Below are 26,867 nucleotides of genomic sequence, written 5' to 3'. Positions count from 1 at the left end.
TGTTCCGCCTTTTAGAGGGGGTTGGTGGCGGGAAAACCAGTGGTTTTATAAGTTCCTTATGCTGAGCAGGTTGTAATGTTCGTGACGATTACTGGAAAGCCCGGTGCTGGGAAGACAACGTTGGGGAAGCGCTTGGCAGCGTTGCTGGGTTGCCCGTTTCATTCAGCAGGTGACTTGCTTGGTAGAATGGCGCAGGAGCGGGGTATGCGCATTGAAGAGCTTGATGCAGTCCATGGAGAGCATGTCGAGCTTGATCATGCTTTTGAGCAGTACCAAGCGGAAGTAGCAAGAAAGGAGGGGAGTGGCGTGTTTGACGGGTGGGTTGCGTTCGTTGCAATCCCTTCGTCGGTGAAGGTGTTTTTGGACGTGAGTTGGGAGGTCGCTGCAAGGCGGATTTTTTTGCATCCGAGGCCTGATGAAGAGCGGGTTCGTTCTGTAGAAGAGCAAGAAGCCCTCCTTCGTGAGCGTTTTGAAAAAAACCGTCGGCGGTTCTTGAAGGCGTACGGTGTCGACTTGCTCGATGTTACGCAGTACGATATTGTGTTCAAAACAGACGGGGTTTCCCCTGAAGAGGGAGCCAGGGAGCTTCTTTCAAGAATTAAGAAACTGAAGCAAAAATGAGCCGCCGGCTTTGGTTTCGAGATGCTGCACGTCTGATCGCGTAAGCGGCGGTGGCTGTGCTGTACGTTTTTTCGTTCAGATAAGGTCAATGTCTTGGAGGGTGTAGTTGATGCGGTGCTGACACTGTTCCATAAGCGTGAGGAGGTCTGGTTCGCGAGTTGCGTTCTTGATTTGGCCGATACGGTCAAGCATTTGCTTGAAGATGCGAATGATGTCCCCTTCAAGAAGGTTGGCGTTCTTGAGGATGGCGAAGATGCTCTCTCCGTCCATGCACGGCTTGATGAGGGCGGTCAAGTCCGGTATGGCTTTGAAGCGTTTTTCTTTTTTGAGTGTTGGGTGACGGCTAATCCTGTGCATGAGTTGTTTTACCGCCTTTGAGGGGTAGGCGTGGTAAAACTCCGTTCGTTCTCGTGACTCGTAGGCAAGGGCGGCGAGGAGGAGGAGAACCTGGTATTCTGTGCACGTCTTGAAGAAGTCTGTAGCAAAGAGCTCTGTGGTGGGGATTTCGTCAGAGTAGATGCGAGAGGCGAATTCCCCTTTTTCCGTGAGTTTGCCGTCTTCAAGGAAATGGAGGATGGTGAGTTTTTTCTTGATTGTGTTGAAACGCCTGAGTATGTCGTGTGTTGGTACGTCGTAGATGCGCGAGCGGTATTTTTGGTAGGTGTAAAAGTTTTTTCTGAGAATGTCTTCAATTTCGGGGGGTGTGTGTTGTTTGATAAGGTTGAGGACGGTGTTGATTGAGAGGCGAAATTGTGAAGTTATGGGTTCCACGTCTTTGGTTGTCATTTTTTTTATGGTTTCGTAGTTGAAGTCTCTGCGGTGGATCATGGCATACGCAAATCCTTCTTTGTCAATGCCTCGACGTCCTGCTCTGCCCGCGATTTGAAAGTATTCTTTCGAGTTAAGATAGCGGAAGTTGATGCCGTCATACTTTCTGAGGTTTTCAAAGCAGACGGTTTTGGCAGGCATGTTGATGCCAACCGCGAAGGTTTCTGTTGTGTAGAGGACGTTAATGAGGCCTTTGCTGAAGAGGTCTTCTACGAGTTCTTTGACGACGGGGAGGATGCCTGCGTGGTGGAAGCCGATTCCGTGAGGGAGGGTTTGCAGAAGAATTTTTGAGCTTTTGAGGTTGCGAACTTCTGGTGGTGCTTGGGAGAGTTTTTGTCTGATGATGGGAGGAATGGCTTTGTTTGGAGGAAAAAGGTTTGTTTTGTACAAGTTGAGTGCTTTTTCCTGACAGTTTTTTCGTGAGAACGTGAAGAAGAGGCAGGGAAGCTTGTCTTTGATGAGTTTGATGAGCTCGACGTCTGACGGGGGCGGGACGCGGTTTCTTCGTCGTTTGTTACGATAAACACGGGAGTAGTCGGTGATGGAAAGGTGTTCTTTGATGCGTTCGAGGGTGGTTATGCCGAGTTCGGTGTCGTAAAAAGCACGGTGGAGGGGTACGTTTCTTTTGTTATGTTTGATGACATCGACAGGGTGGTGTTGGATGGTTTGTATCCAGTTAGCGAATTCTTTTGCGTTGGGGATGGTTGCTGAGAGGCAGAGGAAGCGGACGTGGGGTTTTGAGAAGATGATGCTCTCTTCCCAGACGTAGCCTCGTTCGCGGTCGTTAATGTAGTGGATTTCGTCAAAGACAACATAGGAGACGTTTTTTGTGACAGGGTCGTTGATGAGCGACATGTTTCGGTAAATCTCTGTTGTCATAATGAGAACGGGAGCGGCAGGGTTGATGACAATATCTCCTGTGAGGAGGCCGATGGCGTCTTTTCCAAAGAGCGCGGTAAACTCTTTGAATTTTTGGTTTGAGAGTGCCTTAATAGGGGCAGTATAAATGACGTTTTTTCCTTGGTGGAGGTAGGTGTCAATAATGTAGTCTGCAATGAGTGTTTTTCCTGATCCTGTGGGGGCGCTGACAACAACAGAGTGTCCTTTGTTGATGGAGGTGATGGCTTGCTCTTGAAATGGATCTAACGTGAAATCTCTATACTGCATGGTGTTAGTAAAAAAACAGGTTGAGTATTTAAATCCATGAGGTTTTTCGTGCCGGAGTGCGTTGTCCAACGCTAGCACGGCAATCCTTTATTGATGGTGTTTTTCTGGGGCGTGGGTAGCGGCGGCGAAACGTTTAAAAAGAGCGTGAGTATTCTTTTTTTGTGTTCTTCCTTTGCTCTTTTGTGGGCTAGTGTGAGGAAGAGGTCGTGACAAAAATGTTGACTGTACGGCACGTTCAGAGGGGCTGTGATTCGTTGAGCGGGGGTTTGGTGGTAGAATGACATCCTCTGCAAAAACCATTGCGCGTGGCGATTTTATTAGGGTGGACTTTACTGCACGGCTCGTAGATGATGGAAGCGTGGTTGATACAACAAAGGAGCGCGTCGCTCAGGAGGCGAACGTAAGCAGTCAGGGAGCAACGTTTGGGCCGAAGGTCATTTGTGTTGGCGAAGGCCAGTGGCTTTCGGGCTTGGACAAGGCATTGGTTGGAAAAGCAGTTGGTTCGCATAAAATCCGCCTATCTCCCGAAGAAGCGTTTGGGAGAAAGTCTCCGAAGTTGCTTCAGCTTATTCCAAAGGCGGCGTTCATGAAGCAGCAAGTAACGCCCTTTCCGGGGATGGAAGTGAGTATTGATAACCAGTTCGGGGTCGTTCGGAGCGTGAGTGGGGGCAGGGTGTTGGTTGATTTCAACCATCCCCTTGCTGGTCGCGAGATCGAGTACGAGCTTGAAGTTCATGAAATCGTAAGCGATGCTGTTGAGCGGGCAAAGGCCGTTCTTGGCTGGTTTGGTTTGCAGGATGCCTTTGTTGGCGCTGAGGGCAAGACGGTGCGGGTTTTGGTCCAAGAAGAAGCCTTGAAAGCCCGCTTAGAGCGAGTGAGGCCTGTTCTTGAAGACAGGCTGAGGCGCTTTACTCCGTTTGAGGAAGTTGGTATAGCAAAAGAACGTGTTGGCGAAAAGGCCAAGAGCACGCGTAAGCCTGTGAAAGCACATGAGAAAAAGAGTTAAGTATTTAAATTTCCTTTGCATGTGGTTAGAGCGGTAGGAGGTGTTGGTGCGTGGACTCAATCATTCAGAACGCGAAAGATGCAGAGAAAAAGCGGTTGCCTCAGCAGCATCAGCTTGACGATGAGCTTGAAGAGTTGCTTGCGAAGCAGAGGGCGACTATCAAGGTTGTTGGAGCAGGGGGTGCTGGGAACAACACCATTAATCGTATTACTGAGATCGGTATTGTTGGGGCAGAGACCATTGCTATTAACACCGACGCTCAAGATCTTCTTTACACCACTGCCGATAAGAAGATTCTTATTGGAAAAGACTTGACAAAAGGGTTGGGAGCAGGCAGCATCCCCAAAATTGGTGAAGAGGCTGCCAGGGAGTCTGAGCACGAGATCAAGCAGGCGCTTCAAGGTGCGGATATGGTTTTCGTAACGTGCGGGCTTGGCGGCGGGACAGGAACCGGCAGTGTTCCCGTTGTTGCAGAGATTGCAAAGAAGACCGGTGCGTTGGTCGTTGGCGTGGTCACCTTGCCGTTTGATATGGAGGGGAACCGCAGGCACGAGAACGCCGTCGCGGGTCTTGAGCGTTTAGAGCGCTCGGTGGATACGCTCATTGTTATACCGAATGATAAACTCTTGGAGCTCGCCCCTGACCTTCCTTTGCACACCGCTTTCAAAGTTGCTGATGAGATTTTGACGAATGCAGTGAAGGGAATTGCTGAGCTTGTCACGAAGGCAGGCTTGGTGAATCTTGACTTTGCCGACGTGCGAGCTGTTATGGGGAATGGCGGCGTCGCGTTAATTGGTGTTGGCGAGTCAGACACGGAAAATCGGGCGAGTGAAGCGGTGGAGAAGGCAATTAGCAATCCTTTGTTGGATGTGGATATTTCAGGAGCTAACGGGGCGTTGATTAATGTTGCTGGCGGGAGCGATATGACGTTGGAAGAGGCTCGTCAAGTAGTAGAGGCCGTTTCGGAGAAGCTTGATGAGGAAGCGCGCATTATCTGGGGCGCTCAGTTGAGTGAAGACCTTGAAGGATTGATTCGGGTCATGCTCATCGTTACCGGTGTTCGTTCCTCCCAGATCATCGGTGGAGGAAGTGAGGGGAAGGATTTCAAAAAGAGAGAGATTGAAGACGAGTTAGGTATTGAGTTCGTCGATTGAGGAGTGCTAGGTGGTTTTTGTGAAAAGTAATGATTTATGTGAGTGGAGGAACCGCATATGCAGGTGAAATCGTTCATTACCCAATGTATTCGTGTGCTTCGAGTGACAAAGCGCCCGTCCTGGTTTGAGTTCCAGACGATTGTGAAAGTAGCGGGTCTTGGGATGGTCGTTATTGGTTTGATCGGTTTTTTGCTTCATCTCATTCGTTACGGAATCTTCGGTTCTTTTTTAGGGTAAGGTACTATGTTGTTTGAAGAGAGGTTAAAGAACAATGAGTAAGGAAGAGCATAAGAATCGCGCACCACCCGCGCCGTCAGCGGAGAGCATGGGTGGTGCTTTGGCAGAACCAACAGTGCAAGATGAAGTGAGCACGTCTTCTGTTGCTTCACGTGAGGAGGCGAAGGAGCGCGTTGGAGAACAAGAAGCTGCAGCGAAGGACGCTGATATTCCTGAGGAGGCGAAGATTTTTGCTGTTCGGACGACAGCGAACAGGGAGGATCAAGTTGTCGGGTTCATTGCTTCCAATGCTGAGAGGAAAAAACTGGACGTTTACGCGGTTATTCGTCCTCACGGCATGAGGGGGTACGTCTTCGTTGAGGCCGCGTCTCGTCAAGACGTTGAACAGGCGGTTTTTGGAATTCCTTACACGAAGGGCGTTCTTCCGGACTTGGTTGACTACAAGGAAATTGAGCACATGCTTGATCAGGTCAAAAAAGAAGTTAACATTCAAAAAAATGACATCGCCGAGATTATTTCAGGGCCGTTCAAGCGCGAGAAGTGCAAAATTACGAGGGTTGATCAGGCAAAAGAAGAAGTCGTTGTAGAGTTGCTCGAAGCAGCAGTGCCCATTCCGATTACGGTGAAGATTGATGCGGTAAAGGTTATTCGCAGGGATTAATCGCGCGTAGGACGTCGGAATTCGGGTCGTTGTTAAGCGCGTGCTGCCTGAGCGTGTTCTTCAGGAAAAAGGTCAGTAGCAAGGAACACGTCGTCTTGAGCTTTTGTGCCTTGCTTTATTGAGAGAAAAGGATAGTTGAAGAAACGGTTCCGTAATACAAGTTCTCAAGGTAAATTGTTGACTTTGCTTCGAGCGTGGCTCTGATCACTTCTACGTGTCTGTTTTGTTTTTGTTGAGTTGTGGAGATAGTCATTCTTGGTTCGCGCAGTTCAGTGATATACGTGAGCGCTTCGAAAGAGGGTGTTTCTTCTTCATATCGTGCGCTTTCCCTTGTTGCGCGGAGGGAGCGTGCTGAAAGTTCAAACTGTTGTTCAACGAGCCTGGTTTTCAAATGTGCTTCCCTGATGCGGGTTACTTCCCCCTTGGTGGAATGGTGAACCAGTCTGAGCGCCGACCTGAATGCTGCGGCCAAGGGGTAGAATGCGTGGTTGAGTGCGCGGTAGTCGGGCGTTTCCGGAGGGTTTGGCGTGGTTGTTTTCGTTGCTGGGTGTGTTGGTGGTTGTGCCCAGGGCGGGAGGGTGTTGTCGAATTTGTTGAGGAGGGCTGCATTCATTTTAGTGCTGCTCACATCTTGATCGTATGCGCGTTCTGAGGGGGGGCGCTGGGAGGTTGTGTGGCTTGCTGTGAGGATGGCTTCCAGGTTGACTTTGCCGTTTTTTCCATTCCCTTGCACGTTGATAAGGCTTATTTTGGTTTCATTGTCTTTCCTGTCCAATTGCATTGCAAGCACTCCCGGACGCGTGGGGTGAGGGTACGTAGCGACGAAGGCAATTCCTTGTTGAGCGAGGTCTTTGAAGGGCAAGGGCGGACGTTCAAGAGCGAAGAGGTATGCGTCGCGTGCGAGTTGCGTGCCTGGTATGACTTGGCCTGTATTTTTTTTCCAAAAAGGCGGTTTCCATTTGAAAAAATACGCTTTGTGAAGAGGATTCATGTATTCCCCCTCGGTGAGCTTGGCAAAGCGCTCAGCAGTGCTCGGGAGGGTTTTGTAGATGATGGTTTGTCGTGACATTGGAGGCGCTGCTCGCTGAGCGGTTTTTTAGCGTTTTTTTGGTGTGTTTTTCGTGATTGCCTGGATTGCTCTTCGTCATAGTTGCCAGGCAATTTTGGGAGCTCGCCTTGGTTTTTTAAATCCTCTGTCTGTCCTGCGGCTCCGGTGCTTGCCAGAGGTGTCGCTGGGAACCTCGCCTGATGGCGAAGGAACGGTTGCTTCTCCACGTCGAAACCCTTATAAACCCTTTGGGATTCGCCTGGAAGCGATGGCAACAGAAAGTGTTGAAGTGCTGATTGAAGGTGGAAAGGCTACTGCTGCACCGCCATTAGGGCCTGCGCTTGGCCCCTTGGGAGTTAATATTGGTCAAGTTGTTGCAGAGATTAATAAGAAGACCGAGTCATTTAAAGGGATGCAGGTTCCTGTCAAAGTTGAAGTTGACAAAGACACGAAGTCGTTCTCCATTGCTGTGGGGACGCCGCCTACCTCACAGTTGATTAAGAAGGAGGCCGGGTTGAGCAAGGGGTCTGGCAGGCCGCAGGAGGAGTTCGTTGCTGACCTTTTAATTGAGCAGGTCATTAAGATTGCGAAGATGAAGGAGGATGCTCTTCTCGGTGCTGACTTGAAAGCTAAAGTTCGGGAAGTGCTGGGAACGTGCCGATCGATGGGTGTTAAGGTTGAGAAGATGCCCGCCAAAGAAGCGCTTCGAGAAGTGAATCTTGGCAAGTTTGATAAGGAGATTCTTAGTGAAAAAACTGAGGTTTCCAAAGACGAGCTTGCTGAGTTGGAGGAGGAGCGAAAAGAGCTTCAAGAGCAAGTTCAGCGTCAGCACAAAGAATGGGAGGAGAAGGCAAAGGCCATTCTTGATGAACTAAAGGATCCTGCTGCTGCGAAGAAGAAGATGGTGGAAGCTGAAATCCCGGATGAGATTATTCGAAAGCTCTTGCCTGAGGAGAAGAAAGAGAAGAAATAAGCATGAATGTATTGTTAAAGGGTTGAAGACGTATGGTGCAACGAATTGGTGGTCAGCGGAGGAAGACTCGATCGCTTCTTGCGAGAAAGATTCGGCAGAAAGGGAAGTTGCCTATTCGGAAGTATTTGCAGGAGTTTCAGCCTGGCCAGAAGGTCGCGCTGGTGCTTGAGCCTTCTATTGCGGAAGGTGTTTTTCATCGAAGATTTCATGGAAAGACAGGTGTCGTGTTAGGAAAGTGCGGGTCGTGTTATGAAGTTGCTGTAATGGATGTTTCAAAGAAGAAGAAACTCATTGTCCATCCTGCACATATGAAGGGTGTACGTTAGGTACGTGCAACAACAGCCCTCTTGTGCAGAGAGGAAGAAAAAAAAGAGCGGGTTGAAAAGCAAATGGGAAAGCCTGAATTGCTAGAGAAGAGGCCGATGCTCCTCGTTGAAGTGAAGTTGCTTTTGCAAAAAATCAAAAAAGACGTGGGAGAGCTTAACTTTCGGGCTCAGAGAACCGAGGAGTACTTGAATGCGGTGGGGCCGTTAAAAAAGAAAGATGCAGAAGCCCTCAAAAAGGCGCTTTTGGAATTGAACATTCCTCGGTTCAAGGAAGCGTATGCCGTTAAGTTAGTTGATGTTCTGCCGAAGACGGCAAAGGAGGTGAAGTTGGTCCTCCAAGGGTATCCTTTGACCGTCAGCAATGATCATTTGGAGGCAATTGCCAAGACGATTCGTGCAGCGCTTCCTGAGAAGAAGTCTGCAAAATAGGTTTTTCTTGTATTTTCCTTGACTGTTTCCTGTTCATTTCTTTTTCTGTTAGGGGTCTTTGCGGGCCAGGTTGCTTAGAAAAGTTTTATATACTCATCTGGTTTTTTCTCTTCTCGTGGGTGGAATGTATGCCAGAGAAGAAGCGAGAAGAGGTGGCTGTCATTTTAGACTTCTTGCCAAACGGCTATCCTTTTGATAAGCGTCCGCTTCACTTGAAAAACCCCATCGCACAAGCTATTGGGAAGGAGCGGTTTACCCTTCTTGAACTCGTTGCAAAGAAAGGCGTGTTTCTTCAGCCTTACGAGGAAGTGTACATTGGTGCTGAGAAGCGCGATAAGATTCGTCACGTGAATGGGAGGCTGCCTTTTGGGAAGTTGACTGAGACGGCTAAGTCTGAGTTGCCCCATGTTGTTGCGCAAATTGTAAGCGAGAAAGAGCAGGAATTTGTTCATTTCCTCAATACTGCCCAACCCTTGAATACGAGGATGCACATCATTGAGTTGTTGCCCGGGATTGGTAAGAAGCACATGTGGGAGATTTTGGAAGCAAGGGAAGAGGGGCCTTTTAAAAGTTTTGAAGATATTCGTAGGCGAGTGAAGCTCATGCCCGACCCGAAGGTTATGTTTTCTCGTCGAATTACTGACGAGATTATGGGCAAGGAGAAGCGGTATTTGTTTACTGAGCCTTGATGGTGTAAAGGAGCAATCCCGCTTTTTTGGCGGGTATACATCTGAGAGTACTCGCTTGTGCTGCGTTTCTCCCTTACGTTCTTCTTTTCTTTCTCGTTTTTTCGCTTCCTGTTCCTTTTTTGCGAAGCCCTCTTGCTTTTCTTCCTGCAGACGTTAGCCCTCGGAAAGCGCGCCCTCTTTGTTGCGCGATGCCGCTGAGTTGTTTGTCTTTTTTCACAACAGGGTGGCTTCTGTCAACAAGAATTATTTCGTACCAATAGTTTTTTCCGTCATCTGCAACCCAGTAGCTGCCGAGTACTTCGCAGTTGGGAAATTTTTTGTTTGCTCGCTCTTCAGCTATAGCTTGGTAGTTTTTTTGGAGGGTTTTTCGCCTGCCAAAATGGGCAGATCGTCGTCCCTTTCGGATGGTTGGTCGTTGCCTCCCTCCCCTTCCGACACGCTGTCGGACGACAATGATGCCTTGTTTTGCTCGGTAACCGAGTGACCTGGCTCGGTCAAGTCGTGTTGGCCGGGTAATTCGGACAGTGACTGGCTCTCGCCGCCATGCGATAAGCCGTTCTCTGTATTGTGAACGGATTGCTTCTTTTGGACGTTTCCATGCTTCTCGTAAGTACTGGTACAATCCCATCGTCTTTTGTCGCCTCCATTTTTTTGCCGTTGTATACTCGGCGATTCAGGCAAGCGACGCCCACATCTCGCCAGCGGCTGGTGTTTTCCTCAGAGGGTACGTGTTGGTTTATAAGCTTTTTGCGTTCGTTGCGTTCGTCGTTTTGGGACGGTGAAAAACCTTAATATTTATAAGGAGTTATGGTAAGAGAAGAGGTTAATGTCTGGAAGCGAGCTTTTCATTGAGATTAGTGTGGTTTTGATCTCGGCCTGGTTCATGGCTACACTGTTACGACTCTTCAGACAACCCGTGATTATTGGGTACATCTTGACTGGCGTTATTGTCGGGCCTTTGCTCGGCGTTGTTACGAGCTCCGACACGCTGGCCATTTTCTCAAAGCTTGGCGTCGCGTTTCTTCTCTTCATTGTGGGGATAAATCTTAATTTGCGGCTTATTCGGGATATTGGTGTTGTTTCCCTTATTGTTGGCTTTGTACAAGTTGTTCTGACAGCGCTGCTCGGTACAGGGATTTGCCTTTTGCTTGGGTTTTCTCTTGTTCCCTCGCTGTATGTCGGGCTTGGATTGGCGTTTAGCAGCACTATTATCGTGCTCAAGCTTCTTTCTGACAAGCATGATTTAGAAACTCTGCACGGTCGGCTCGCAACGGGCGTCCTTCTTGTTCAGGACTTGGTCGTCATTGTCGTGCTTGTTGCTTTTGGCACGTTGACCGAGCAGGGGGCTGTTGCAGATGTCGCTGCGAAGACGTTGTTTAAAATTCTTGGTCTTGGCATGCTGTTCTTGATCGCACATAAGACATTTCCAAAAGTTGAACGCTTTATTGCTCGGTCTCAAGAGTACTTGTTTGTCTTCTCCATCGGTTGGTGTTTTGCCATGGCTGCGTTGGTGCAGTACTTAGGGTTCTCACTCGAGATTGGTGCGTTGCTTGCAGGAGTTGTTTTGTCTGTCTCTCCGTTCCACTACGAGATTAGTGCGAAAGTAAAGACGCTTCGTGACTTTTTTCTTATTTTGTTCTTTGTTTTTCTTGGTTCAGAAATGGTCTTCTCCAATGTTTCCAGTTATGTCCTTCCAGCACTAGTATTGAGTGCGTTTGTCTTATTGGTTAAGCCGCTCATCATTATCATCTTGCTTGGGTTGCTTGGTTATTCGAAAAAGACGAGTTTCCTCACTGCAATTTCTTTGGCTCAAATCAGCGAGTTTTCTTTGATTATTCTGTCAATTGGAGTGGGGTTTGGCCACGTGCCTGCTGATTTGCTTTCACTAACAACCCTCGTCGGCATTATTACGATTGCAGGGTCGGCCTACTTTATTAAGTTTGGCACGTCAGCCTTCCCTTTTCTTGCAAGATTTCTTGCTCTCTTTGAGCGAAAAAGAAAAACTCGTGAGCATCATGGCATGAAGAAGTTTGAATCGTATGAGGTGGTTATGTTTGGCTATAACCGCATTGGATTTGATCTCTTAAATGCGCTGAAGAGGGCGGGCGCGAGGTATTTGCTTGTTGACTATAACCCAGACACCATTGTTGCGTTGACGAAAGAAAGTATCGAGTGCAAGTACGGCGATGCCACAGACCCCGAGCTGTTGAATCAATTAAACCTTGGACGTGCCAAGATGGTTATATCAACAATTCCTGATCCTGATACGAACCTGCTCATCATCAATAAAGTGCATGCAGAGGGGGGTAGTGCAATTATTATCGTAGTAGCGCATCAAATTGAAGATGCACTGAAACTCTACGACGAGGGGGCTACATACGTTTTGATGCCTCATTTTCTTGGCGGCAAGCACATTGCTACCATGATTGAGAATTATCAGTTTGATGTGAGCAAGTTCTTGCGTGAGCAAGTACAGCATGTCGAGCATTTGCGGGTGAGAAAAAAATTGGGGCACCAACACCCCCCTGCTGAAAAGCACAGGTAAATGCGGTCGTTTCGTCTTTTCGGCTTTTTCTTGTTTAGTGGTTTCCTCCTGTTTTGCACCGGTTTTTTCGGTTCGGGTTGGAAGGGTTTCGGTTTGTTTGTGAAAAATTAATTCAAAAACACGTTCATTTCTCGTTTTCATGAAGAAATCATTGGAGAGACTAGTGAAGCCCGTGCTCATCTCATCGCTCATTGCAGGCTCTGCTGTGGTTGGCGACTATCTTGATGTCATTCCACAATATATTCAGAGGCCTTTGTACGCGTTTTTTGACGTGAAGCCGGGTTTTGGCGTTCCGGAAGATGTTTTTTCGTATCGATTGAAGCGGGTGCGAGATTTGGATAAAGTATACCTCTACTTAGTCAACACACAAACCGGTGAGGGGCGGTTAGTTAGGGAGGGCGGAGAATTCACAACATGGGGCGACTGTGCCAGGCTCCTTAAATATAGTTTTCACCCGTTCAAGCTTCGGGAGGCGGGAAGAAAGATTGTGGTGAAAGGTGCACGGGCAGCAGACAAGGCTATTGAATCGTTGAAAGAGGACGATTGAATGCAGCATTCAACGAGGCGAGGGGGGCTTTGAGAGCATGAGTATTACGTATTCGTTGCAGAGGGCATCCCTCGCGTGTATGCGGGCGTCTGGAAGGGTCGCTTGGCACTTGGTACGGTACGGCATTATCTTTTACCTTGGCTTTAGTGCTGGGAGATCGTATGGAGGTGAGGAACGTTCGCTGAAGCAGTTGGTGTATACTACCACTCAAGGGGTCGAGCATGACAAAAAGTGCAGGAGAGAAGAAATGGCTTCGCTTCGAGCTTTGGTTGGTGCACGTTCTGAGGGACTTGGGATACAGGACAGTGAAGCACGATGTTCGTATTCCGTTTCAAACTGCATCGGGGATTCGTTCAGTAATGCAAATCGACATTTGCTTCTCATCGAGAAAGAACGCCAAAGCTCAGCAGCTCTACTTTGTGGAGTGCAAGCATCGGGAAGAAGCACGTATTGGTCCGGACGAGGTGTTGGGGCTGGAGAGCAAGCTTCGTTCCCTCGCAGTCCCGTCGAGAAGGGGTGTTGTTGCAACGACGACAGGATTGACACCTCAGGCGTTGCAGGTGGTGGAGCGGTCACGTATGCAGGTTTGGGGTCCTCGCGCGTTTGCAGCGTCGCTCCCCTCGACAGCGTTTTGGAAGAAGAAGTATGTGCCGCTGGAAGTGCTGCACTACCGGCGTTTAGGAATAGTGGATTCTGTCAAGTATTTGATCTCGGGAGGAGGGAGGAAGTCTCTCGATTCCATAATTTTTGGTTGTCAGGGTGCACCATACAACCGTCGCTAGCAGGTGTTGAACGAGAGGAAAACAACGAAGGAGGTTTTGGTCAATGAGTCTCGATGAACGGACATCAATGGATGAGCATGAAATGGAGCCTGTGTTGAGCAAAAGAGCGTCTTGTGTGGAGGGCGTTGGCGATTCCGCAGTTGAATTTCCTTTTGATCGTCTCGAACGCTGCTTGGAGTACTTGGAGCATAAAAATCCAGGGTTTGACAAGAAGGTGCTTATAAAGCGAGCTGAAATCATGGCTGAGAACTGGGAAGCGCACAAGTCGGAAGTTGAATTGTTTGAGGAAGGTAAGCGAACGTATGAGTTGTCAGGGACGCTCATTGACGAAATTAATTCTGCGTTCAAAACAGTGAATGAAAAAATAGGGAATGCTTTGGTGAAGTCCAAACTAGATAAGTACTTGACCCTGACCGAGAGGGTGAAGCTTCAGTTTTTGAAAAAAACCGCTTCTGCCAGAGCAGAACAGTTTGAGGCTGCATTGATCCAGCGCTATAGTCCTCGGGTGAGAGAGGAATACGCAGCGATGTTTGATGAACGCATTGCGTTTATGAGGCAGGAGGAAGCCCATCACCGCGAGTTGCACGCGGAGCTTGAGGCGGGCATTGATGAATTAGTAGGCCGCGCAGAGTCTCTTGAAGCAATGGCAGAGTCGCTTGCAGTGCAGAGGCAGGAGTACGCCAAGCTCATTGAAGAAGCAAAGGCGGACATCGCCCTCGCAGAGAAAAAAGGCGACAGGGCTGGTTTGTCCAGTGCTACGAAGGTTTTGCAGGAGTGTCAGCGTCAGCACCGCCATATCGGCCGTGAACTCTACAAAGTTACCCGTGAGTTAGAAAGCACGGCTCATCGGTGCAGCTTCCGGCGTGGTCCGAAGCTCCGGCATGAAGAGCGTGAGGATTTGGCGTACAAGATTTGCTGTGAGTTAGAAGGGCTCAAGGAAGAGTTGTTTGATATTTGGGACTTGTACGGGGATGACACGTCCGCTTCCATGTACAAGTCTACCTTGGAATCCGTTCAGTCACTCTCAAAATGTATGATGTCACTTGGAGGCGATATTGTGGGTGCTGAAGAAGTAGTTCGCAGGGCGAATAGAGAAGGGCCTTTGGTGAGCCCGGTGCTTCCTAAACTCGCGGCCGGGGAGGATGAAGATAGTGCGCGCAAGAGGTCGGGCAGGACGGATAAGGAACTGCTCGCTCGTGCTCGAAAAGCCGCTGAGACGGTACGGTCGTACTTGACTTGACGCGGCTTGTTGTGAGTGGGCCAGTAGGAGATTGCTTGCGTGTTGAGAGGGCGAGGAGAAGGATGATGTCAAAACTCGAAGTTACCGTTAACGACCTTGAGCAGGGGGCTGCCGCTGCAAAGGACCTCTTGCTGGAAGCTACGTTGTATCGGCCAGTCGAGACGATTCCTAATGATTTGCAGTCTTTTTTTGGGGTGTACTGTGCACTCTCGTCTGTGTTTGCAAAGGAGCAGTTGTTTCAGCACAGTGAGGATCGTCTTGTTGTGAATGATTTTGAGAATGTGCTTGCCTTGAGTCTTGCAGCCAAGTACGCTAAGAATGGCGTGGTACGTAGACAAGGATTGTTTCCATCGATAGAGTATAGCGTTCGTGGCGGGGCGCCACTTCGTCCTCAAGTCCAGCTCGCCGCGAAGATTTTGGCCTCGTTCGTTGAGGGGAGCAGGTATAATGCGATTGAAAGCTATTCTTCAGAGGATGTGTGCCGCTCTTTTCTCGATTGGCTTCCTCGTGATACGCAAAGATGGCTGGCTAAGAAGAATGGGGCCTTTTCTGGCTTGGCCAAAAACGTTCATGATTTGGAAGTTCTCATCGGTAACCAGCGGTTTTTAGGATTTTCAAAGGACACGCAACGGCTCGGGGAGGGGATTGGGGAAGGTTCTTCAGCGAGCGCTTGTGTTGCTTCTGTCGATGGTGCGGCTTCAAAAAGTAGCAAGTACAAGAAGAAGATGATCGGGAATGAGGAGATGATGCGGGCTCTTTGGGCTGGAGCGAACTATTTGAGATTTTATGATCCTGAAACGAAAACAAACGATCTTGCTGAACCTGGCGAGCCTGTCCCGGCAATTCTGATTTTGGGTCCTCCAGGGTGTGGCAAATCATTTGGAACAACCTTAGTTGCTCGAGAGCTTGCTGAGATTATGAAGCAAGAAAAAAGGGAGTTGCGCGTTCTTGACATCAGCAACACGTTCAAGTCCAAGTATGTAAATGAATCTGTTGGGCGGCTCGCAACTATCTTTGATGAGATAGCATCAGGCGAGGCAGCGTATTACGTGACGTGCCATGATGCTGAATCAGTATTTTTCCGTCGCAACCCTGACAGGGATACTAAGGAGGATGAAAAGACGTTGAACGAGCTCCTTAATCGGTTGAGTGGTCACCGCCAGTTGCCGTATCCCAATGCGTTTTTTGTGTTTAATGGGAATTTTAAAGAAATGCTTGACTACGCAGTGCTGGATCGTGTTTCCATTGTTGAGGCGCACGGTCCCAGAACTGCTGTGGAGTATGAAGAGTTATGGAAGGTGCATCTTGCCCCGTGTATTGCGTCTGGTTTTGCTCGGGTTCACGCGTGGAAACGGCTGGGGATGGTGAGCAAGTCGCTTGGCCTCTCGGGGAGGCAAGTGCAAAATATTGTGAAGTTGCTCCGGCAAAAGGCGCTACCATCGTGCATTCCTATTGGTGTTCCAACGCTTCCGAAGGAGGAGCGTCAAAAACGGCTCCGGGAGCTCGCGGGGAGTATTACAGATGAGGTGTTGTTTGCTGAGCTAATGCGGCTCGGGGCGGAGAAGAGAGTCGTGCCAGAAAAGGTCGTGGAGGGAGGCGTATAAGGAGGGCGTTAGCGTGGTTGAGGCAAGAGTAGATGCTGGGGGGCGTGACGAGTTTGAAGCGGCGCCGTCAGCGCGTAACGCTGAAGAGGGAACCCGCTCGGGAGCTAGTCCTTTCGAGGAACGGATAGGAATAATTACTTTGTTAGAACAGTCTTTAGACGCACAAGAGGTTCAGCATGCGAGCAGGGACACAGCGCCGAGTGAGCGATCTGATTCGGAAAACTATCATTTAGCAAGCCTCCAATTTTTCCAGAACATCGAGGGGTTGGTTCGTTCTCTCAATGATGACGCGTTTGAAAAAATGAGGGAGCGGGTTGGTGTGTTTCAGTACGATGACTTCGGGTTTTTAAGAGAAAAAGATGTTCTTTTTGTGCAGAATTTGACAATACTCTCAACAGCAAGCAGCTTTTTGAGCAAAGTGTACTCGCATGATGCTTTATTGGTCAATAAGGCAAAGCAGTTGGCGGATCTTGCTGCTTACGCAACGAGGCAGGGGCTCTCGTCTGTGAGGGAGCAGTATGCGCAGCTGCTCAAGCGCTCGGCGGCGTTGGAGAGGCGCGTCTTTCAGCTTGAGAACACGATTCGTTGGGCAAAGGACGAGTTAAGGACGTTGCACCAAAAGTACGCTCTGAAGGTGCAAGAAGAAGATGCGGAACGAGCGACAAATACTTAAGAGAGACTATGACTCCTTGAAAAGGAAGGATTTGCATGTTTTTGAAAGGAACAAGGGGGGGAAGGATGTTAGGAAACAGGAGAATGTATAACAGGCATCGTCATAGGGGGCTTCGTCGTTTCCTGCAAGGAAATTCGTGGAGCTTGCAGCGTTCTTTGCCAGCGTTTGCTTTGCTTGATCCTCTTCGGGAAGGCATCACTTCATCTTTGAAGAAGGGGTTCGTGGAAGAACGTGCGTGGTGGTTTGGGGAAGAGGCCTCCTTCCTTGAAAAGAAGCTTCGCAATGCTGACGGCAAACAACTTGACCATCGCCTTGTTTCAGCGTTCCTTGAGCAAAGGGCAAAGGCAGGTTTGATGAAGGATGTGCACCGCGTCCTTGCAGGCCAGAGAAGGGGTGCAAGCGAGGAAGGATCGTTGGGTGGCGATTCGTTCTTGGAAAAAACCCGTCGAAGGAAGAAACATTTAAATAAACATTTACGCCTCCCCAGTAGCAATAACAGCCAGGGCGCGTATGAGCAAGATGTTTTTTTAGAAAAGGAGCAAGAACACACAATGAGTGAAGGGAGATTCGTTTCTGGAGTGAATCATGGCACCGGAGCGAGGTCTGGCCACGCATTGGCAAGACCGCCGTCACCGCGCGCAGAGGGCAACTTGGAGCTCTTGCTCAGAGAAGACACAGCTCGGGCAGAACGCTTCCATGAGCGAATGCTTGCAGAATACGATGCACAGAGCAGTTGGGGTAAGGCCGCATTGTGGGTGAAAAAAAAGCGTTTAGTGCACAAAGAGCGAAAACTTGCCAGCAAGCTGAATCGTTTAGACCTCCTCTTTGTAGATCAATTAAAGCGCGCTCAAGGATGGTATGAATCACTCTCCAGAGAAGAGCAAGAAGAGCTGGGCTATCATGAGGATATTACGAGCGGGCTTACGCATCCTGCCGACCGATTCCCGCATAATTTCAGGACACAAGAGTTAGTTGGGCACTTGTCTTCAACACTTCGAGATTACTTGCTCACCCTTGATGAACTCCATGAGACGCTGGCCAAGCGAGGCGAGATACGTGTCGAGGACACCCGGTCTTACCTGCGCTTGCGTGCCTTCCTTAGCCAAGAGTACTTTTCACGGTTCAGATCTGTGCCGGTGAGCTTGTCATTGGCAGATGTGTTCTCGTACACGCCTTCGTTCATGACGCTTTGCGATAATGAAAAACTCCGTTCCCTCCTGATAGGTGGTCGAGGGTTGCCCAGTTCTTGGAGAGAGCGAGTTGCGCGAACGTACGCGAAAGCAGCCCCCGTCGTAAGCGAGATCCTTGCTTCTGCTAGATCATCTGCTGCGTCTTCTGGTTCGTACCTTGTTTCATCGTTAAAAGAACGCTTGAAGAAAGGCGGTGTTGCCTTTCAGCGCTGGTTCTCCGAGGCCAAACAAGCGTGGCATGAGATGAATGAGATGGGGGAAGCAGAGCCTGCTTCTGTAAGTGAAGAGCAAGCGGGAGAGCCCGAGGCCGTCGTTGGTCACGCAGCGACGAGGGAAGAACGCGTCGTACAAAGAACCCTGCCAATGGCAAGAGAGGAGCCTTTGGATGGTGAACAGCCTGTCACCTGTGACGCTGCAAGCACAACAGAACGCCCTTCCCAAGAGCCACGTGCGCAAGCGTATGAACGCCTAGACCGGCAACAAGAAGCGGCGGCGCTGGGCACGAGCACAAGCAATCCGATGGAAAAGCGCGCGCTTCCTTCGTTAAGGGACTGTGGCGCGAGCAGGCTTCTGGGTGGGTTGGCCGGCATTGCTGCTATTGCTGCCCTCTCCCTCGGAGGGTTGTGGTATTGTCAGAGCAACGCGCGCGTTGAAGACGCCTCGAAAGGCGCACGAGCACCCTCGACGCACTATGCTACCAAGGACACGGACGCTACAGATCGTTTCAGGGAAGAAGTTCGCGGAATGACCATTCCCGGGTTGCGCATTGACGATGTCTTGAAGGGAGCGTCAAGCAAGATTGCACTGAGAAATGGCGTGCTGGAGTATACGATGCCGAAGTGGAATCCCAAGACACGGGAGGGGTGTTTGTGGTACATGGCAGAAGACATGCTTCTTTGGTCGGGGATTGACAATCCGTCAGCCGGCGACATTGCTCGGTTCTTAAAAGAGGTTGTTCTCCCGGAGGTGAGGGATCACCTTCCCTACCCAGACAATCCTGATGTGGTGTATCAAAACCAAGTGTTGCGCGTAAGCGCTGAGCGTGTTGCATCGTATCTTGAACAACAAGATGAGACGCCGGTACTCATCGGTAGTTCAGATGAGCCGTTGCACAGGAAGAATCGGGGAGGCGCAAGAGGCGTAGAGGGAAGCTACGCAGCCAAAAACAACCGCTCAGAGCACGGTAAGACGGCTGAGGCTTCTGATTTAGAAACGGTCCTGAGCAGCGTTAGCAACTCGTTATACACAGGAGCAGTGCAGGATTCTGCTGAAACGTACTTGCAGCAAGCCCTTCCTGTTGTCCTTCGCGTAAACGCTAATCCTCGTGCAACGTTGAGCAAGGATGAGCAGAACGTGCTAAGAGGCTACACGGAAGTGTATTCATCGCTGCCCTCCTTGTCAAAAGAGCGGCTCGGTCGAGTCGGTATCAACCGGTTTCGAAACGAGCTTTGGGGTGGAACGTTAAAAGAATTCCTTACAAGCATGTACTGTTCGTCTCCCCAATCGTTGAAGGATATTAAAAAAGAGGCGGAAGCCTTGTTTGGCGTGAGCATGTCTACTTCCACCATCAGTAAGTATTGCAGGCAAGAATTGGGTGTCCGGTCTCGTCGGGAGGCGAGGGCTGCTTTGCGGGAAGATGGAAAACACGATAACCCTGATGGTCAAACAGCAGACCACAACACTAATAAATCCGGCGCTTCTCACCTGTATGCTCATAATGCTGTGTGAGCGAGGTGTGTTGAACAGTGAATGTTCTTGATTCGGTCAGGGCGAGTGGGAGTTGAACTCCGTTTGTTTCTTCATTGTTAAGTATGTCATTGCAGCTTTGCATCATTTAAGGTTTTTAACGTGAGCCTTGGTCTTGTCGCTTTGGCACGTGTCCAAGGTGATGTGAGGAAGGTGTTGTTGTATGAGTGTGCACAAACGATATTCGGATTTGGACTTGTTTAAGAAAGGAAAGAAAAGCGTTGGCGAGGTTGAGCAGACAGTCACGCTTGATGGGTGGCCTAAAGTTAGAGGATTTGACTATGAACGGGGCGGCGATCTTGCTTCTTTTTTTGCATCGTTGGGGAGTTCGGGGTTTCAAGCGACTGAGTTGTTCCGTGCAGCCGAGGTTGTACGGAAGATGAAACGAGCAAGAGCAAGAGTGTTTTTTGGGTTTACGAGCAACATGATCACGTCCGGTGTTCGTGAAGCGGTGACGTATTTGTGCAAAAAAAAATTGGTTGACGTGGTAGTCGCGACTGCCGGTGGGGTCGAGGAGGATCTTATTAAAGTCTTCAAGCCGTTTGTTCTTGGCCATTTTGATGTTCCTGGAAAGCAACTTTTTGACTCTGGCGTCATGCGTGCTGGGAATATTTTCATTCCTGCTGATCGATACCTGGCACTTGAGCGATTTACTCGGCCGTTATTGGTTCAGCTCTTTCGCAAACAAAGAGAACAGAACAAACCTATAACGCCTTCGCAGTTCTGTAAAGAGGCAGGTCTTGCTCTCGAAGGCGTCGATGGTTGTGAGTCTTCTTTTGTGTATTGGTGCGCTAAAAACAAGATTCCTATTTTTTGTCCTGCATTAACCGATGGTTCCTTGGGCGACCTCATTTATTTTTTTAAAAAGCAAGAGCCGTCGTTTGCCATTGACATTTCTGATGACGTGGTTGCAATAACGGACCTTGCTTTGGGCGCCGAGCAAGCAGGCATGGTCTGCCTGGGAGGTAGCGTACCCAAGCACCATATTGCGAATGCGTTCATCTTTCGAGATGGAGGGGAATTTTCTGTGTACATCACTACTGCTCAAGAGGAGGACGGGTCAAATGCGGGGGCGAATCATCAAGAAGCAATGACGTGGGGGAAATTGAAGACGAACGGCGCGTTTGCTAAAGTCGTGGGAGATGCAACAATTCTTTTTCCTCTCCTGGTTGCTAGCGGAGCGTTCGCAGAAGAGGGGGGATCGTCGTGACGAACAAAGAAGGTCGCCGCCTTCAGTTCATGGGGCGGTCAGATGCGGATGCTCGTTTCAACATCATCCCTATCGCGTGGGAGTCTGCTCCTTCTTTTGGGAAGGGGGGAAAAGACGGGTGGAAGGCGGTGCTTGAAGCGTCTGTTCACCTTGAGGACTTTGATGTGGAGCTTGGCGCGCTGCCAGCGAACGAAGGGATTGCAACCCAAGACGTTCTTGCTGTTTCTTCGTTAGCGCCAAAGGCGGCTATGCTAAAAATCGCGTCGGTTGCCAGACGTGCTGCTGAAGTATCGCCCGGTGTCTTTCCTCTTTTTCTTGGTGGCGATCACGCAATCACCATCGGGATAACAGATGGTTTCCGGGACGCTGGCAAGTGCTTTGATGTTGTGATTTTTGATGCGCATGCAGATTTTAGGTATTCATGGCAAGGATCGTTTGTTAATCATGCGTGTGTTGCAAGGCGTTGCTCTGCCCATCATAACGTCTTGGTTTTTGGCGTTCGCAGCGCCGATAGTGACGAGCTTTCGTTATTGCAGAAAAGCAAGAACGCACGTGCACTTCCTTTCCGTGCCAGCAAGGGTTTGAACAGCGCGTATCTTGAGCAGTTTCGTGCCGAGCTCAAGAAGTTGAAGCGCGAGGTATATCTTTCTTTTGATGTTGACGTGCTTGATCCTGCTGTGGTGCGGGGCACGGGAACGCCTGAGCCTGGCGGCTTGTCTTGGTTTGAGGCTTTGAACGCGCTGCGCGTCGTCTTTGAGGAAAAGAACGTTCTTGGCGCGGATGTTGTTGAGTTTTCTCCTTCTTTGCAAGTACATGGCGATGCGTACTTCGTTGCGAAGCTGGTGTATGCTCTTTGTGTTTTGGCATCGCAGAAGAAATAAAAAAAAAGAAAAGAAAAAAAGAAAAAAAACAAAAAATTCAGGGGTTCTAAAAAAGCAAGCCCAAAAAGGAAACGTGCGCTAACTGCGCTAAGAGGGGCTTACTTCGCTTTTTCTGCAATTTTGCCAATCCAGATCGTCGCAATGACGGCGAGGATGGTGACAAGAATGGCATACAGCCATGGGCCCCCGCTGGAAAGCATGCAGAGCGCTCCTGCACCTTCTGTATTGCACGGCCCTTTAAAGAGCGCTTTTATTGCGTCGTTCCACGCGAGTGCCGCGACGAGGCCGAACGCGGCAGTGACCAATGCAGCTAACTTTTCAATAACGTCTTTTTTCATAATACACCCCCCTTTGCGGTAGTTATCCTACCTGACGAGAAGCTTCTTTCTTTTTAAAAACTTTGCAAATGATTTAAGAATTCCACGCCACTACCTGCTTTGCATGACTTTTCTCTTTGACTACGAGGCGTATTGTAAGCCGGCAGGAAGTGAAGACGCATACAGTTACCTTTTTTATGGTAAAAACGAGGGGGAAGCAATTTCAAACCTCATAGTGCGGGTTGATGACGCGTTTGAAGAATTTTTAAAAAATCTTGAGGGGGGTGGTGTTCGAGGAACGCGGGAGGAGTCTGATTGGCCTGCTACGGACGCACTTCGATCGTTCTTGCTTCATGTAATGAAAGGTACTGCTCACGAACAAGGATATGAGCAGGTGAATGCTTCTTTTCTGGAGTACCGGAAGACGCATAATCCAGATCCTTTTCTTTCCGCCTTGCAGCGCTTAACTCCCTTGCTCAATCGCATGACAACGGAGGGATTGGAGATGAGGATGCTCAGCGGAGCAAGGTATCGTGAGCGCCTCACCGTCGGGCGAGTGCTGAAAGACAGTCTCTCGCACGGTGATGTTGATGTGTACACGCCTCAACTCGAAGGAGGGTTGCAGTGTTTGTTGGAAGACGTGCAGCAAGAAGTTTTACAGCATCGTTCACAACGTTAAGCGTTGAGTGGTGGTACGGCAATGTGGTACGGCAATTAAGTATTCTGCCTTTTTCTGCCTGCTTTTCTCTTTGGAACAGTGGATGCACCCAGCGGGAATCGAACCCGCGTCTCGAGCTTGGCAAGCTCGCGTTCTACCACTAAACCATGGGTGCATTGCTGAGTTGTTGGGTTCTATCGCAGCAAAAAAAACAAGCGCTTTTTTTTAAAGTTATTGGTGAGCGTTGTTCCCCCCTCGCCTAGCTCCCGTCTTCCTCTCGTCCCACGTAGCGATATGTTTTTATAATATGGAAGCTCTCTTCATCCGAGCTTTTGCGTGGGTTGAGCCGGGAAAGAGAGGTGTTGACAGAGAAGAGATGGACAAGGATGAAATCAATAGACGCTTTTTTGAAGGACAAACAAGTTGTGGCTGTTCTTTGCAACCAGTGGGGAGATACGGGGAAAGGCAAGGTCGTTCACATGTTGTCCGGCTGGGCTGACATTATCGCACGGGGAACAGGCGGGCCAAATGCTGGGCACACGACCTGGTGGGGCGGCCGTGAGGTCGTGCAAAATCTTCTTCCCAGTCCTGTTCCGTCCTTGAGAGAGGGGAAGCAGTTCATTTTAGGAAGGGGGATGGCGATTGATCCTGAAAAGCTTGTTAGAGAACTTGAAGATGTTGTGAATAATGACATTCCTATAAGCGGGATTCGCGTTTCGAAGGATGCGCTCATGATTATGCCTTGGCATAAAGAGCAAGACAAGGGTAACGTTTCGCAGCAAGATAACGGGATTGGCTCAACAGGGAAGGGTGTTGGTCCTTGCTACACGTCGCTGACCTCGCGGCACCACACCTTTCGCATAGGAGATTTGGTCGTGCCGAATACACTTTGGAGAAAGCTTTCGCGCGCGCAGGAAAGCGGGTTGACCAGGGACGCGTCAGCCTTGTACGAGCGACTTGTTGATATGAGAGAGCGGCTGGAGGGAATCGTCTGCAACACTGATGAATTTTTGCATTCTGCGTTGAGTGAGGGGAAGCGAGTTGTGATTGAAGGAGCGCAGGGGTTTCTCTTGAGTGTTTTGTTTGGCACGCATCCGTACGTGACCAGTTCAGATCCGTCTATCAACGGCACCGCTTCTGGTTTGGGCATTTCTGCGAAAGCAATTGATGTTTGTTTGGGTCTTGTAAAATTTCCGTTCATGACGCGGGTGGGGAATGGCCCTTTTCCAACAGAGATTGGCGGTGTCATTTCCAAAGAGTATTGCACGAGCGATCCTGTTCCTCGAGTTGTTGACGAGCTCGAGCGTGCAGGTGTTCCTTATGAGCGTGAACGTGACCGCGTGACGGGCAGGGAACGCGTCCGGTTCGATTCTTACCATCCGAACATTCTTGCGCTCGTTTCGAGCAAAGACCCTCTTGAGCAAAACATCGGGCTTCGCCTTCACATGAAGGAGTATGGCGCCACGACCGGTCGGGCGAGGAGGATTGGTCGGACAGACGCTCCTGCTGCTAAGTTCGCGGTCATGGTGAATGGTCGTGCAATGATTCTCACCAAAGTTGATTGTGCAGGGGGCTTGGACTCGTTTTCTATTGCGACAGCGTACCGAACACCGGACGGTCACTTACGGGAAGTATTTGACCCCGACCCTGATTATTTGAATTCGTTGGTCCCAGAAGTAAGGACGTATCGTGGCTTTGAGCGTATTGCAGGAGTTCAGGAAGAAAACGAGCTTCCTTATTCATTACAGAAGGCCATTGCTGATTTTGAAAAGATAACGAACGGCCGGGTTGTTGGCGTGTCCACGGGTCCTCGGCCCGAAGAGTTTGTGTGGCGGGGGTACTGCTGAAGCGTGCTTGTTGAGCGCGAGGGCGCGTACTTCGCGATGTACGTCATGATCTTGCCGCGGAGGCAGAAGAATTTTTCACGCCTTTGCACAAGCAAGGTTGACTGGTGCTTAGGGTGCGGGGCGGCAATCACTCTTTTTGTCGAAACGCTTAAAAACACGCGTCCACCCAAGAGGATTCTTGCTCAGGGCCTGTAGCTTAGCCTGGTTTGAGCGCTGGTCTTATATGACCCTCCAACCATTCGTTTCGCTTCACGCGTCGTTGGTTGGTGTTCGCAGGAGAGCCAGTGGTCCGGGGTTCAAATCCCCGCAGGCCCATTATTTTTCCTGAGCTCTTAAGAGAGGTAATGGAATAGAAACCTATTTAAAAACTACAGAAGCTCTGAAGCGAGGCGTTATTCGTTGCAGGTTGTTCTTGCAGGCCCCGTTGGTGTAGTCCGGCCAATCATTCCGCCCTTTCGAGGCGGCGACCCGGGTTCAAATCCCGGACGGGGCAGTTGTTTTTTTTCTTGGTTGTTTATGTTCTTGGCATTTTTAGAACAACTGTGCTTTGTTAGTATCTTCTTTCTTCTTTTTTGTCTTGCTTGGTGCGCATGGTTCTCTCCATTCATCAAAAAGTTTATATACTGGGTGATGGCGTCTCTTTTGTTTATTTGAGGTGGTACCGTTATGGGAAAGTACAAAATTGAGTTTGATAGGGAGGCGTGTATTGGTGCTGCTGCGTGTGCTGCAGTTCTGCCAGAAGTGTGGGAAATTCAGGATGATGGGAAGCCTATTGTGAAGATTCCTGAGTTTGATGATGACGCGCTGGAGGCAAATATGGAGGCGGCAAAGGCGTGCCCGGTGAACGTTATTCATATTGTGAACAAAGAAACTGGTGAACGTCTTATTTGAGCGTTGCCAAAAAATCTTTAGCGAATGGTTTTTTTCCACTATTGGTAGCGTTTTTTCCTCATGCTTAGTATATTTTTTTCTTGCAAACAACCGAAAACTTTATAAAGGGGCAGTTGCAGAAAAGGAGTTAGTCAACGGGGGTTTTGCCCGGACGCATCATTTCGCGTTCGGAAGCAAATTTGTTGAGAGAAAGGCTCAGCTATGCAAGTAGTAGTGAGCTTTATGCCGTGGGGGGATACCTATGCCAAACCAATACAGCCTATACGATGTCACCGTCCAGCAAGACGCTGCGAAGGTAAAGAAAGAAACAAATAAGGAGCAGATCACCAAGGTAGTTACTGAACTCGTCGGGGAAGAAGCGCTTGACATTGTCTTCTACTTGCGAGGAAAGAAGCGTATTTCCGAGTTCATCATTGCAGAAGAGCTCGACTTGGAAATCAACAAGACGAGGCATCTGCTCTACAAGCTCTTAGAACACAACATTGTCCAGTTCTTAAGAAAGAAGGATAAGATTAAGGGCTGGTACATTTGCTACTGGGACTTCAATGAACACATGATCCCATACCTGGCCGAGAAAATTCGACTCGCCAAGATCCAAAAGCTTGAAGAGCGAAAAAGGAACGAAGAGGCTAACACGTATTTCATGTGCAAGAATGCCTGTTTGCGCATGAATTTTGATAAGGCGGTCGAGTTCAATTTCACGTGTCCAGAGTGCAGCAGCCTCATGCACGAGCAGGACAATACGCGCACGCTTGAATTTATTGAGCAGCGCATTGAAGAGCTCAAGCGAGAAGGCTGAAACGACAGGGTTGGAACGTTGGCAACGCCGGATTCTGCATGCCCCTCTCCTTTGCGGGTATGCCTCATCGGAGCAGGGGACTTGAAATTTCATTACTTTTCTTTACTGAAGATTCCAGAAAGCTCGTTTCGTCGACAAATAGAAGAAATTGCAAAAGCGTTGCAGCAATCAAACGTTGAGATTGTTCTTCTTCCCGATAGGGGCGTTTCATTTGAAGTTGCTAAAAAGTATAAGGAATTCGGTGGGAAACACGTTTATGGAACGGTTCCTCTTTCCGATACTGATTTTGGCATAAAACATTTGCAACCATACCTGGATGCACAAGTGAATGGTAAGCACGTTTTTGATAAAGTAATTGATACTCAAAACTGGTATAAGCAAGACCTAACGCACTGCATTTTTGGAGATGTTGTTTTGATGTTAGGAAATAGTTTGGGTGCTCTTGGCGAGTTAGTGTATGGATTTTACCTGTATAAACTTTTTGTAGGGGAGAAGCCTGAGGTCCAGGCAAAGAAAAACGCCATCCATCCAGAGGTCAGGGCAGGTCAAGCAATTCCGTTTTCGGTTATTGCTTATGCACCGTTCTTGAAAGGAACGTTGAATTATGAAATTGAAGCGTATATTCGCAAGGTAAAAGGAGAACTTTATTACGTCAAATCTCCTGCAGAGATTAAACAGCTACTTGAGAAGATTTCTCCTGGCGCCTGCCCGTAAGTAGATATTAAAGATTGGCGGTAAAAAATGCTTCTGCTAATTCATTAACCCTGTTTGCTTCAGAGGGATTAATATATCCGTGAC

General features: G+C 49.2%; 27 protein-coding genes and 3 tRNA genes. 25 read left to right on the top strand and 5 right to left on the bottom strand.

The genetic code is table 11. From position 1 onward, the window contains the following. Positions 1-75 precede the first annotated feature (75 nt). Positions 76-621: a hypothetical protein gene (locus D6783_01205; GenBank protein ID RME53711.1), complete on the top strand. Its 546-nt coding sequence runs from the start codon at positions 76-78 to the stop codon at positions 619-621. A 75-nt stretch (positions 622-696) separates the two neighbouring features. Here the strand turns inward: D6783_01205 and D6783_01200 are convergent, their stop codons facing one another. Further along, positions 697-2,616: a DEAD/DEAH box helicase gene (locus D6783_01200; protein RME53710.1), complete on the bottom strand. Its 1,920-nt coding sequence runs from the start codon at positions 2,614-2,616 to the stop codon at positions 697-699. 277 nt (positions 2,617-2,893) lie between these two features. Here D6783_01200 and D6783_01195 point away from each other — a divergent pair, with 277 nt between their 5' ends. The 4 genes from D6783_01195 to D6783_01180 are packed head-to-tail and all read left to right on the top strand — an operon-like array spanning position 2,894 to position 5,674. Continuing rightward, entirely contained in the window at positions 2,894-3,622 is a 729-nt protein-coding gene (locus tag D6783_01195; GenBank protein ID RME53709.1) for a peptidylprolyl isomerase, read from the top strand. 50 nt (positions 3,623-3,672) lie between these two features. Beyond that, positions 3,673-4,776 carry a cell division protein FtsZ gene (gene ftsZ / locus D6783_01190; protein ID RME53708.1) on the top strand — a complete coding sequence of 368 codons (1,104 nt, stop codon included), beginning with the start codon at positions 3,673-3,675 and terminating at the stop codon, positions 4,774-4,776. Positions 4,777-4,833: 57 nt separating this feature from the next. Beyond that, entirely contained in the window at positions 4,834-5,013 is a 180-nt protein-coding gene (locus D6783_01185; protein ID RME53728.1) for a protein translocase SEC61 complex subunit gamma, read from the top strand. A 34-nt stretch (positions 5,014-5,047) separates the two neighbouring features. Continuing rightward, positions 5,048-5,674 (top strand): transcription elongation factor Spt5, encoded by a 627-nt coding sequence (locus tag D6783_01180; GenBank protein RME53707.1) that lies wholly within the window; start codon positions 5,048-5,050, stop codon positions 5,672-5,674. Between the two features lie 115 nt (positions 5,675-5,789). Here D6783_01180 and D6783_01175 read toward each other — a convergent pair whose 3' ends face one another. After that, positions 5,790-6,743: a hypothetical protein gene (locus tag D6783_01175; protein RME53706.1), complete on the bottom strand. Its 954-nt coding sequence runs from the start codon at positions 6,741-6,743 to the stop codon at positions 5,790-5,792. 247 nt (positions 6,744-6,990) lie between these two features. On the opposite strand from D6783_01175, the gene D6783_01170 reads away from it, so the two are divergent. From D6783_01170 to D6783_01155, 4 genes are all read left to right on the top strand, one after another. Beyond that, complete coding sequence (locus tag D6783_01170; GenBank protein ID RME53705.1) at positions 6,991-7,695, top strand: 50S ribosomal protein L11; 705 nt, start codon at positions 6,991-6,993, stop codon at positions 7,693-7,695. A 32-nt stretch (positions 7,696-7,727) separates the two neighbouring features. After that, on the top strand, positions 7,728-8,021 hold the full coding sequence (locus D6783_01165) for a 50S ribosomal protein L21e (GenBank protein ID RME53704.1): 294 nt from the start codon (positions 7,728-7,730) through the stop codon (positions 8,019-8,021). Positions 8,022-8,042: 21 nt separating this feature from the next. Then, positions 8,043-8,450 (top strand): hypothetical protein, encoded by a 408-nt coding sequence (locus D6783_01160; GenBank protein ID RME53703.1) that lies wholly within the window; start codon positions 8,043-8,045, stop codon positions 8,448-8,450. Positions 8,451-8,578: 128 nt separating this feature from the next. Then, positions 8,579-9,139, top strand: coding sequence for a DUF655 domain-containing protein (locus tag D6783_01155; protein RME53702.1), 561 nt, complete (start codon positions 8,579-8,581; stop codon positions 9,137-9,139). A gap of 73 nt (positions 9,140-9,212) precedes the next feature. Here the strand turns inward: D6783_01155 and D6783_01150 are convergent, their stop codons facing one another. Then, positions 9,213-9,767 (bottom strand): 50S ribosomal protein L15e, encoded by a 555-nt coding sequence (locus tag D6783_01150; GenBank protein ID RME53701.1) that lies wholly within the window; start codon positions 9,765-9,767, stop codon positions 9,213-9,215. Positions 9,768-9,965: 198 nt separating this feature from the next. Here D6783_01150 and D6783_01145 point away from each other — a divergent pair, with 198 nt between their 5' ends. The 9 genes from D6783_01145 to D6783_01105 all read left to right on the top strand — a co-directional run bounded on the left by D6783_01145 (position 9,966) and on the right by D6783_01105 (position 21,557). Next, the gene (locus D6783_01145) at positions 9,966-11,684 is read left to right on the top strand and encodes a sodium:proton exchanger (GenBank protein RME53700.1); all 1,719 of its coding nucleotides are present in this window, start codon (positions 9,966-9,968) and stop codon (positions 11,682-11,684) included. 163 nt (positions 11,685-11,847) lie between these two features. Continuing rightward, a complete protein-coding gene (locus D6783_01140) occupies positions 11,848-12,231 on the top strand; it encodes a hypothetical protein (protein ID RME53699.1) in 384 nt (127 codons plus the stop codon). 221 nt (positions 12,232-12,452) lie between these two features. Continuing rightward, positions 12,453-13,013, top strand: a complete 561-nt coding sequence (locus tag D6783_01135; GenBank protein ID RME53698.1) for a hypothetical protein — start codon at positions 12,453-12,455, stop codon at positions 13,011-13,013. A 67-nt stretch (positions 13,014-13,080) separates the two neighbouring features. Continuing rightward, positions 13,081-14,253 carry a hypothetical protein gene (locus D6783_01130; GenBank protein ID RME53697.1) on the top strand — a complete coding sequence of 391 codons (1,173 nt, stop codon included), beginning with the start codon at positions 13,081-13,083 and terminating at the stop codon, positions 14,251-14,253. 62 nt (positions 14,254-14,315) lie between these two features. Then, positions 14,316-15,857, top strand: coding sequence for an AAA family ATPase (locus D6783_01125; GenBank protein ID RME53696.1), 1,542 nt, complete (start codon positions 14,316-14,318; stop codon positions 15,855-15,857). Positions 15,858-15,870: 13 nt separating this feature from the next. Next, positions 15,871-16,530 (top strand): hypothetical protein, encoded by a 660-nt coding sequence (locus D6783_01120; GenBank protein ID RME53695.1) that lies wholly within the window; start codon positions 15,871-15,873, stop codon positions 16,528-16,530. A 155-nt stretch (positions 16,531-16,685) separates the two neighbouring features. Then, positions 16,686-19,448 (top strand): hypothetical protein, encoded by a 2,763-nt coding sequence (locus D6783_01115; protein ID RME53694.1) that lies wholly within the window; start codon positions 16,686-16,688, stop codon positions 19,446-19,448. Between the two features lie 181 nt (positions 19,449-19,629). Beyond that, a complete protein-coding gene (locus D6783_01110; GenBank protein ID RME53693.1) occupies positions 19,630-20,676 on the top strand; it encodes a deoxyhypusine synthase in 1,047 nt (348 codons plus the stop codon). After that, positions 20,673-21,557 carry a hypothetical protein gene (locus tag D6783_01105; GenBank protein RME53692.1) on the top strand — a complete coding sequence of 295 codons (885 nt, stop codon included), beginning with the start codon at positions 20,673-20,675 and terminating at the stop codon, positions 21,555-21,557. The genes D6783_01110 and D6783_01105 overlap by 4 nt, the downstream gene beginning before the upstream one ends. Before the next feature lie 98 nt (positions 21,558-21,655). Here D6783_01105 and D6783_01100 read toward each other — a convergent pair whose 3' ends face one another. After that, complete coding sequence (locus D6783_01100; GenBank protein ID RME53691.1) at positions 21,656-21,895, bottom strand: hypothetical protein; 240 nt, start codon at positions 21,893-21,895, stop codon at positions 21,656-21,658. Between the two features lie 103 nt (positions 21,896-21,998). Here D6783_01100 and D6783_01095 point away from each other — a divergent pair, with 103 nt between their 5' ends. Further along, positions 21,999-22,553, top strand: a complete 555-nt coding sequence (locus tag D6783_01095) for a hypothetical protein (protein ID RME53690.1) — start codon at positions 21,999-22,001, stop codon at positions 22,551-22,553. 83 nt (positions 22,554-22,636) lie between these two features. On the opposite strand, the gene D6783_01090 is transcribed toward D6783_01095, so the two are convergent. Further along, positions 22,637-22,707 (bottom strand) — tRNA-Gly (locus D6783_01090). Positions 22,708-22,918: 211 nt separating this feature from the next. On the opposite strand from D6783_01090, the gene D6783_01085 reads away from it, so the two are divergent. The 6 genes from D6783_01085 (at position 22,919) to D6783_01060 (ending at position 26,783) form a co-directional block, all read left to right on the top strand. Further along, positions 22,919-24,379 (top strand): adenylosuccinate synthetase, encoded by a 1,461-nt coding sequence (locus D6783_01085; protein ID RME53689.1) that lies wholly within the window; start codon positions 22,919-22,921, stop codon positions 24,377-24,379. A 188-nt stretch (positions 24,380-24,567) separates the two neighbouring features. Then, positions 24,568-24,694, top strand: a tRNA-Ile gene (locus D6783_01080). 103 nt (positions 24,695-24,797) lie between these two features. After that, a tRNA-Glu gene (locus D6783_01075) sits at positions 24,798-24,872 on the top strand. Between the two features lie 173 nt (positions 24,873-25,045). After that, positions 25,046-25,270: a ferredoxin gene (locus D6783_01070; protein ID RME53688.1), complete on the top strand. Its 225-nt coding sequence runs from the start codon at positions 25,046-25,048 to the stop codon at positions 25,268-25,270. Positions 25,271-25,511: 241 nt separating this feature from the next. Further along, positions 25,512-26,069 carry a hypothetical protein gene (locus tag D6783_01065; protein RME53687.1) on the top strand — a complete coding sequence of 186 codons (558 nt, stop codon included), beginning with the start codon at positions 25,512-25,514 and terminating at the stop codon, positions 26,067-26,069. A gap of 81 nt (positions 26,070-26,150) precedes the next feature. Further along, positions 26,151-26,783, top strand: a complete 633-nt coding sequence (locus D6783_01060; protein RME53686.1) for a hypothetical protein — start codon at positions 26,151-26,153, stop codon at positions 26,781-26,783. Positions 26,784-26,867 lie beyond the last annotated feature (84 nt).

This window comes from Candidatus Woesearchaeota archaeon, assembly GCA_003694805.1.
Classification (GTDB): domain Archaea; phylum Nanobdellota; class Nanobdellia; order Woesearchaeales; family J110; genus J110.
The sequence above is the reverse complement of the archived record's forward strand: the minus strand, read 5'-3'. Positions and strand labels throughout refer to the sequence as shown.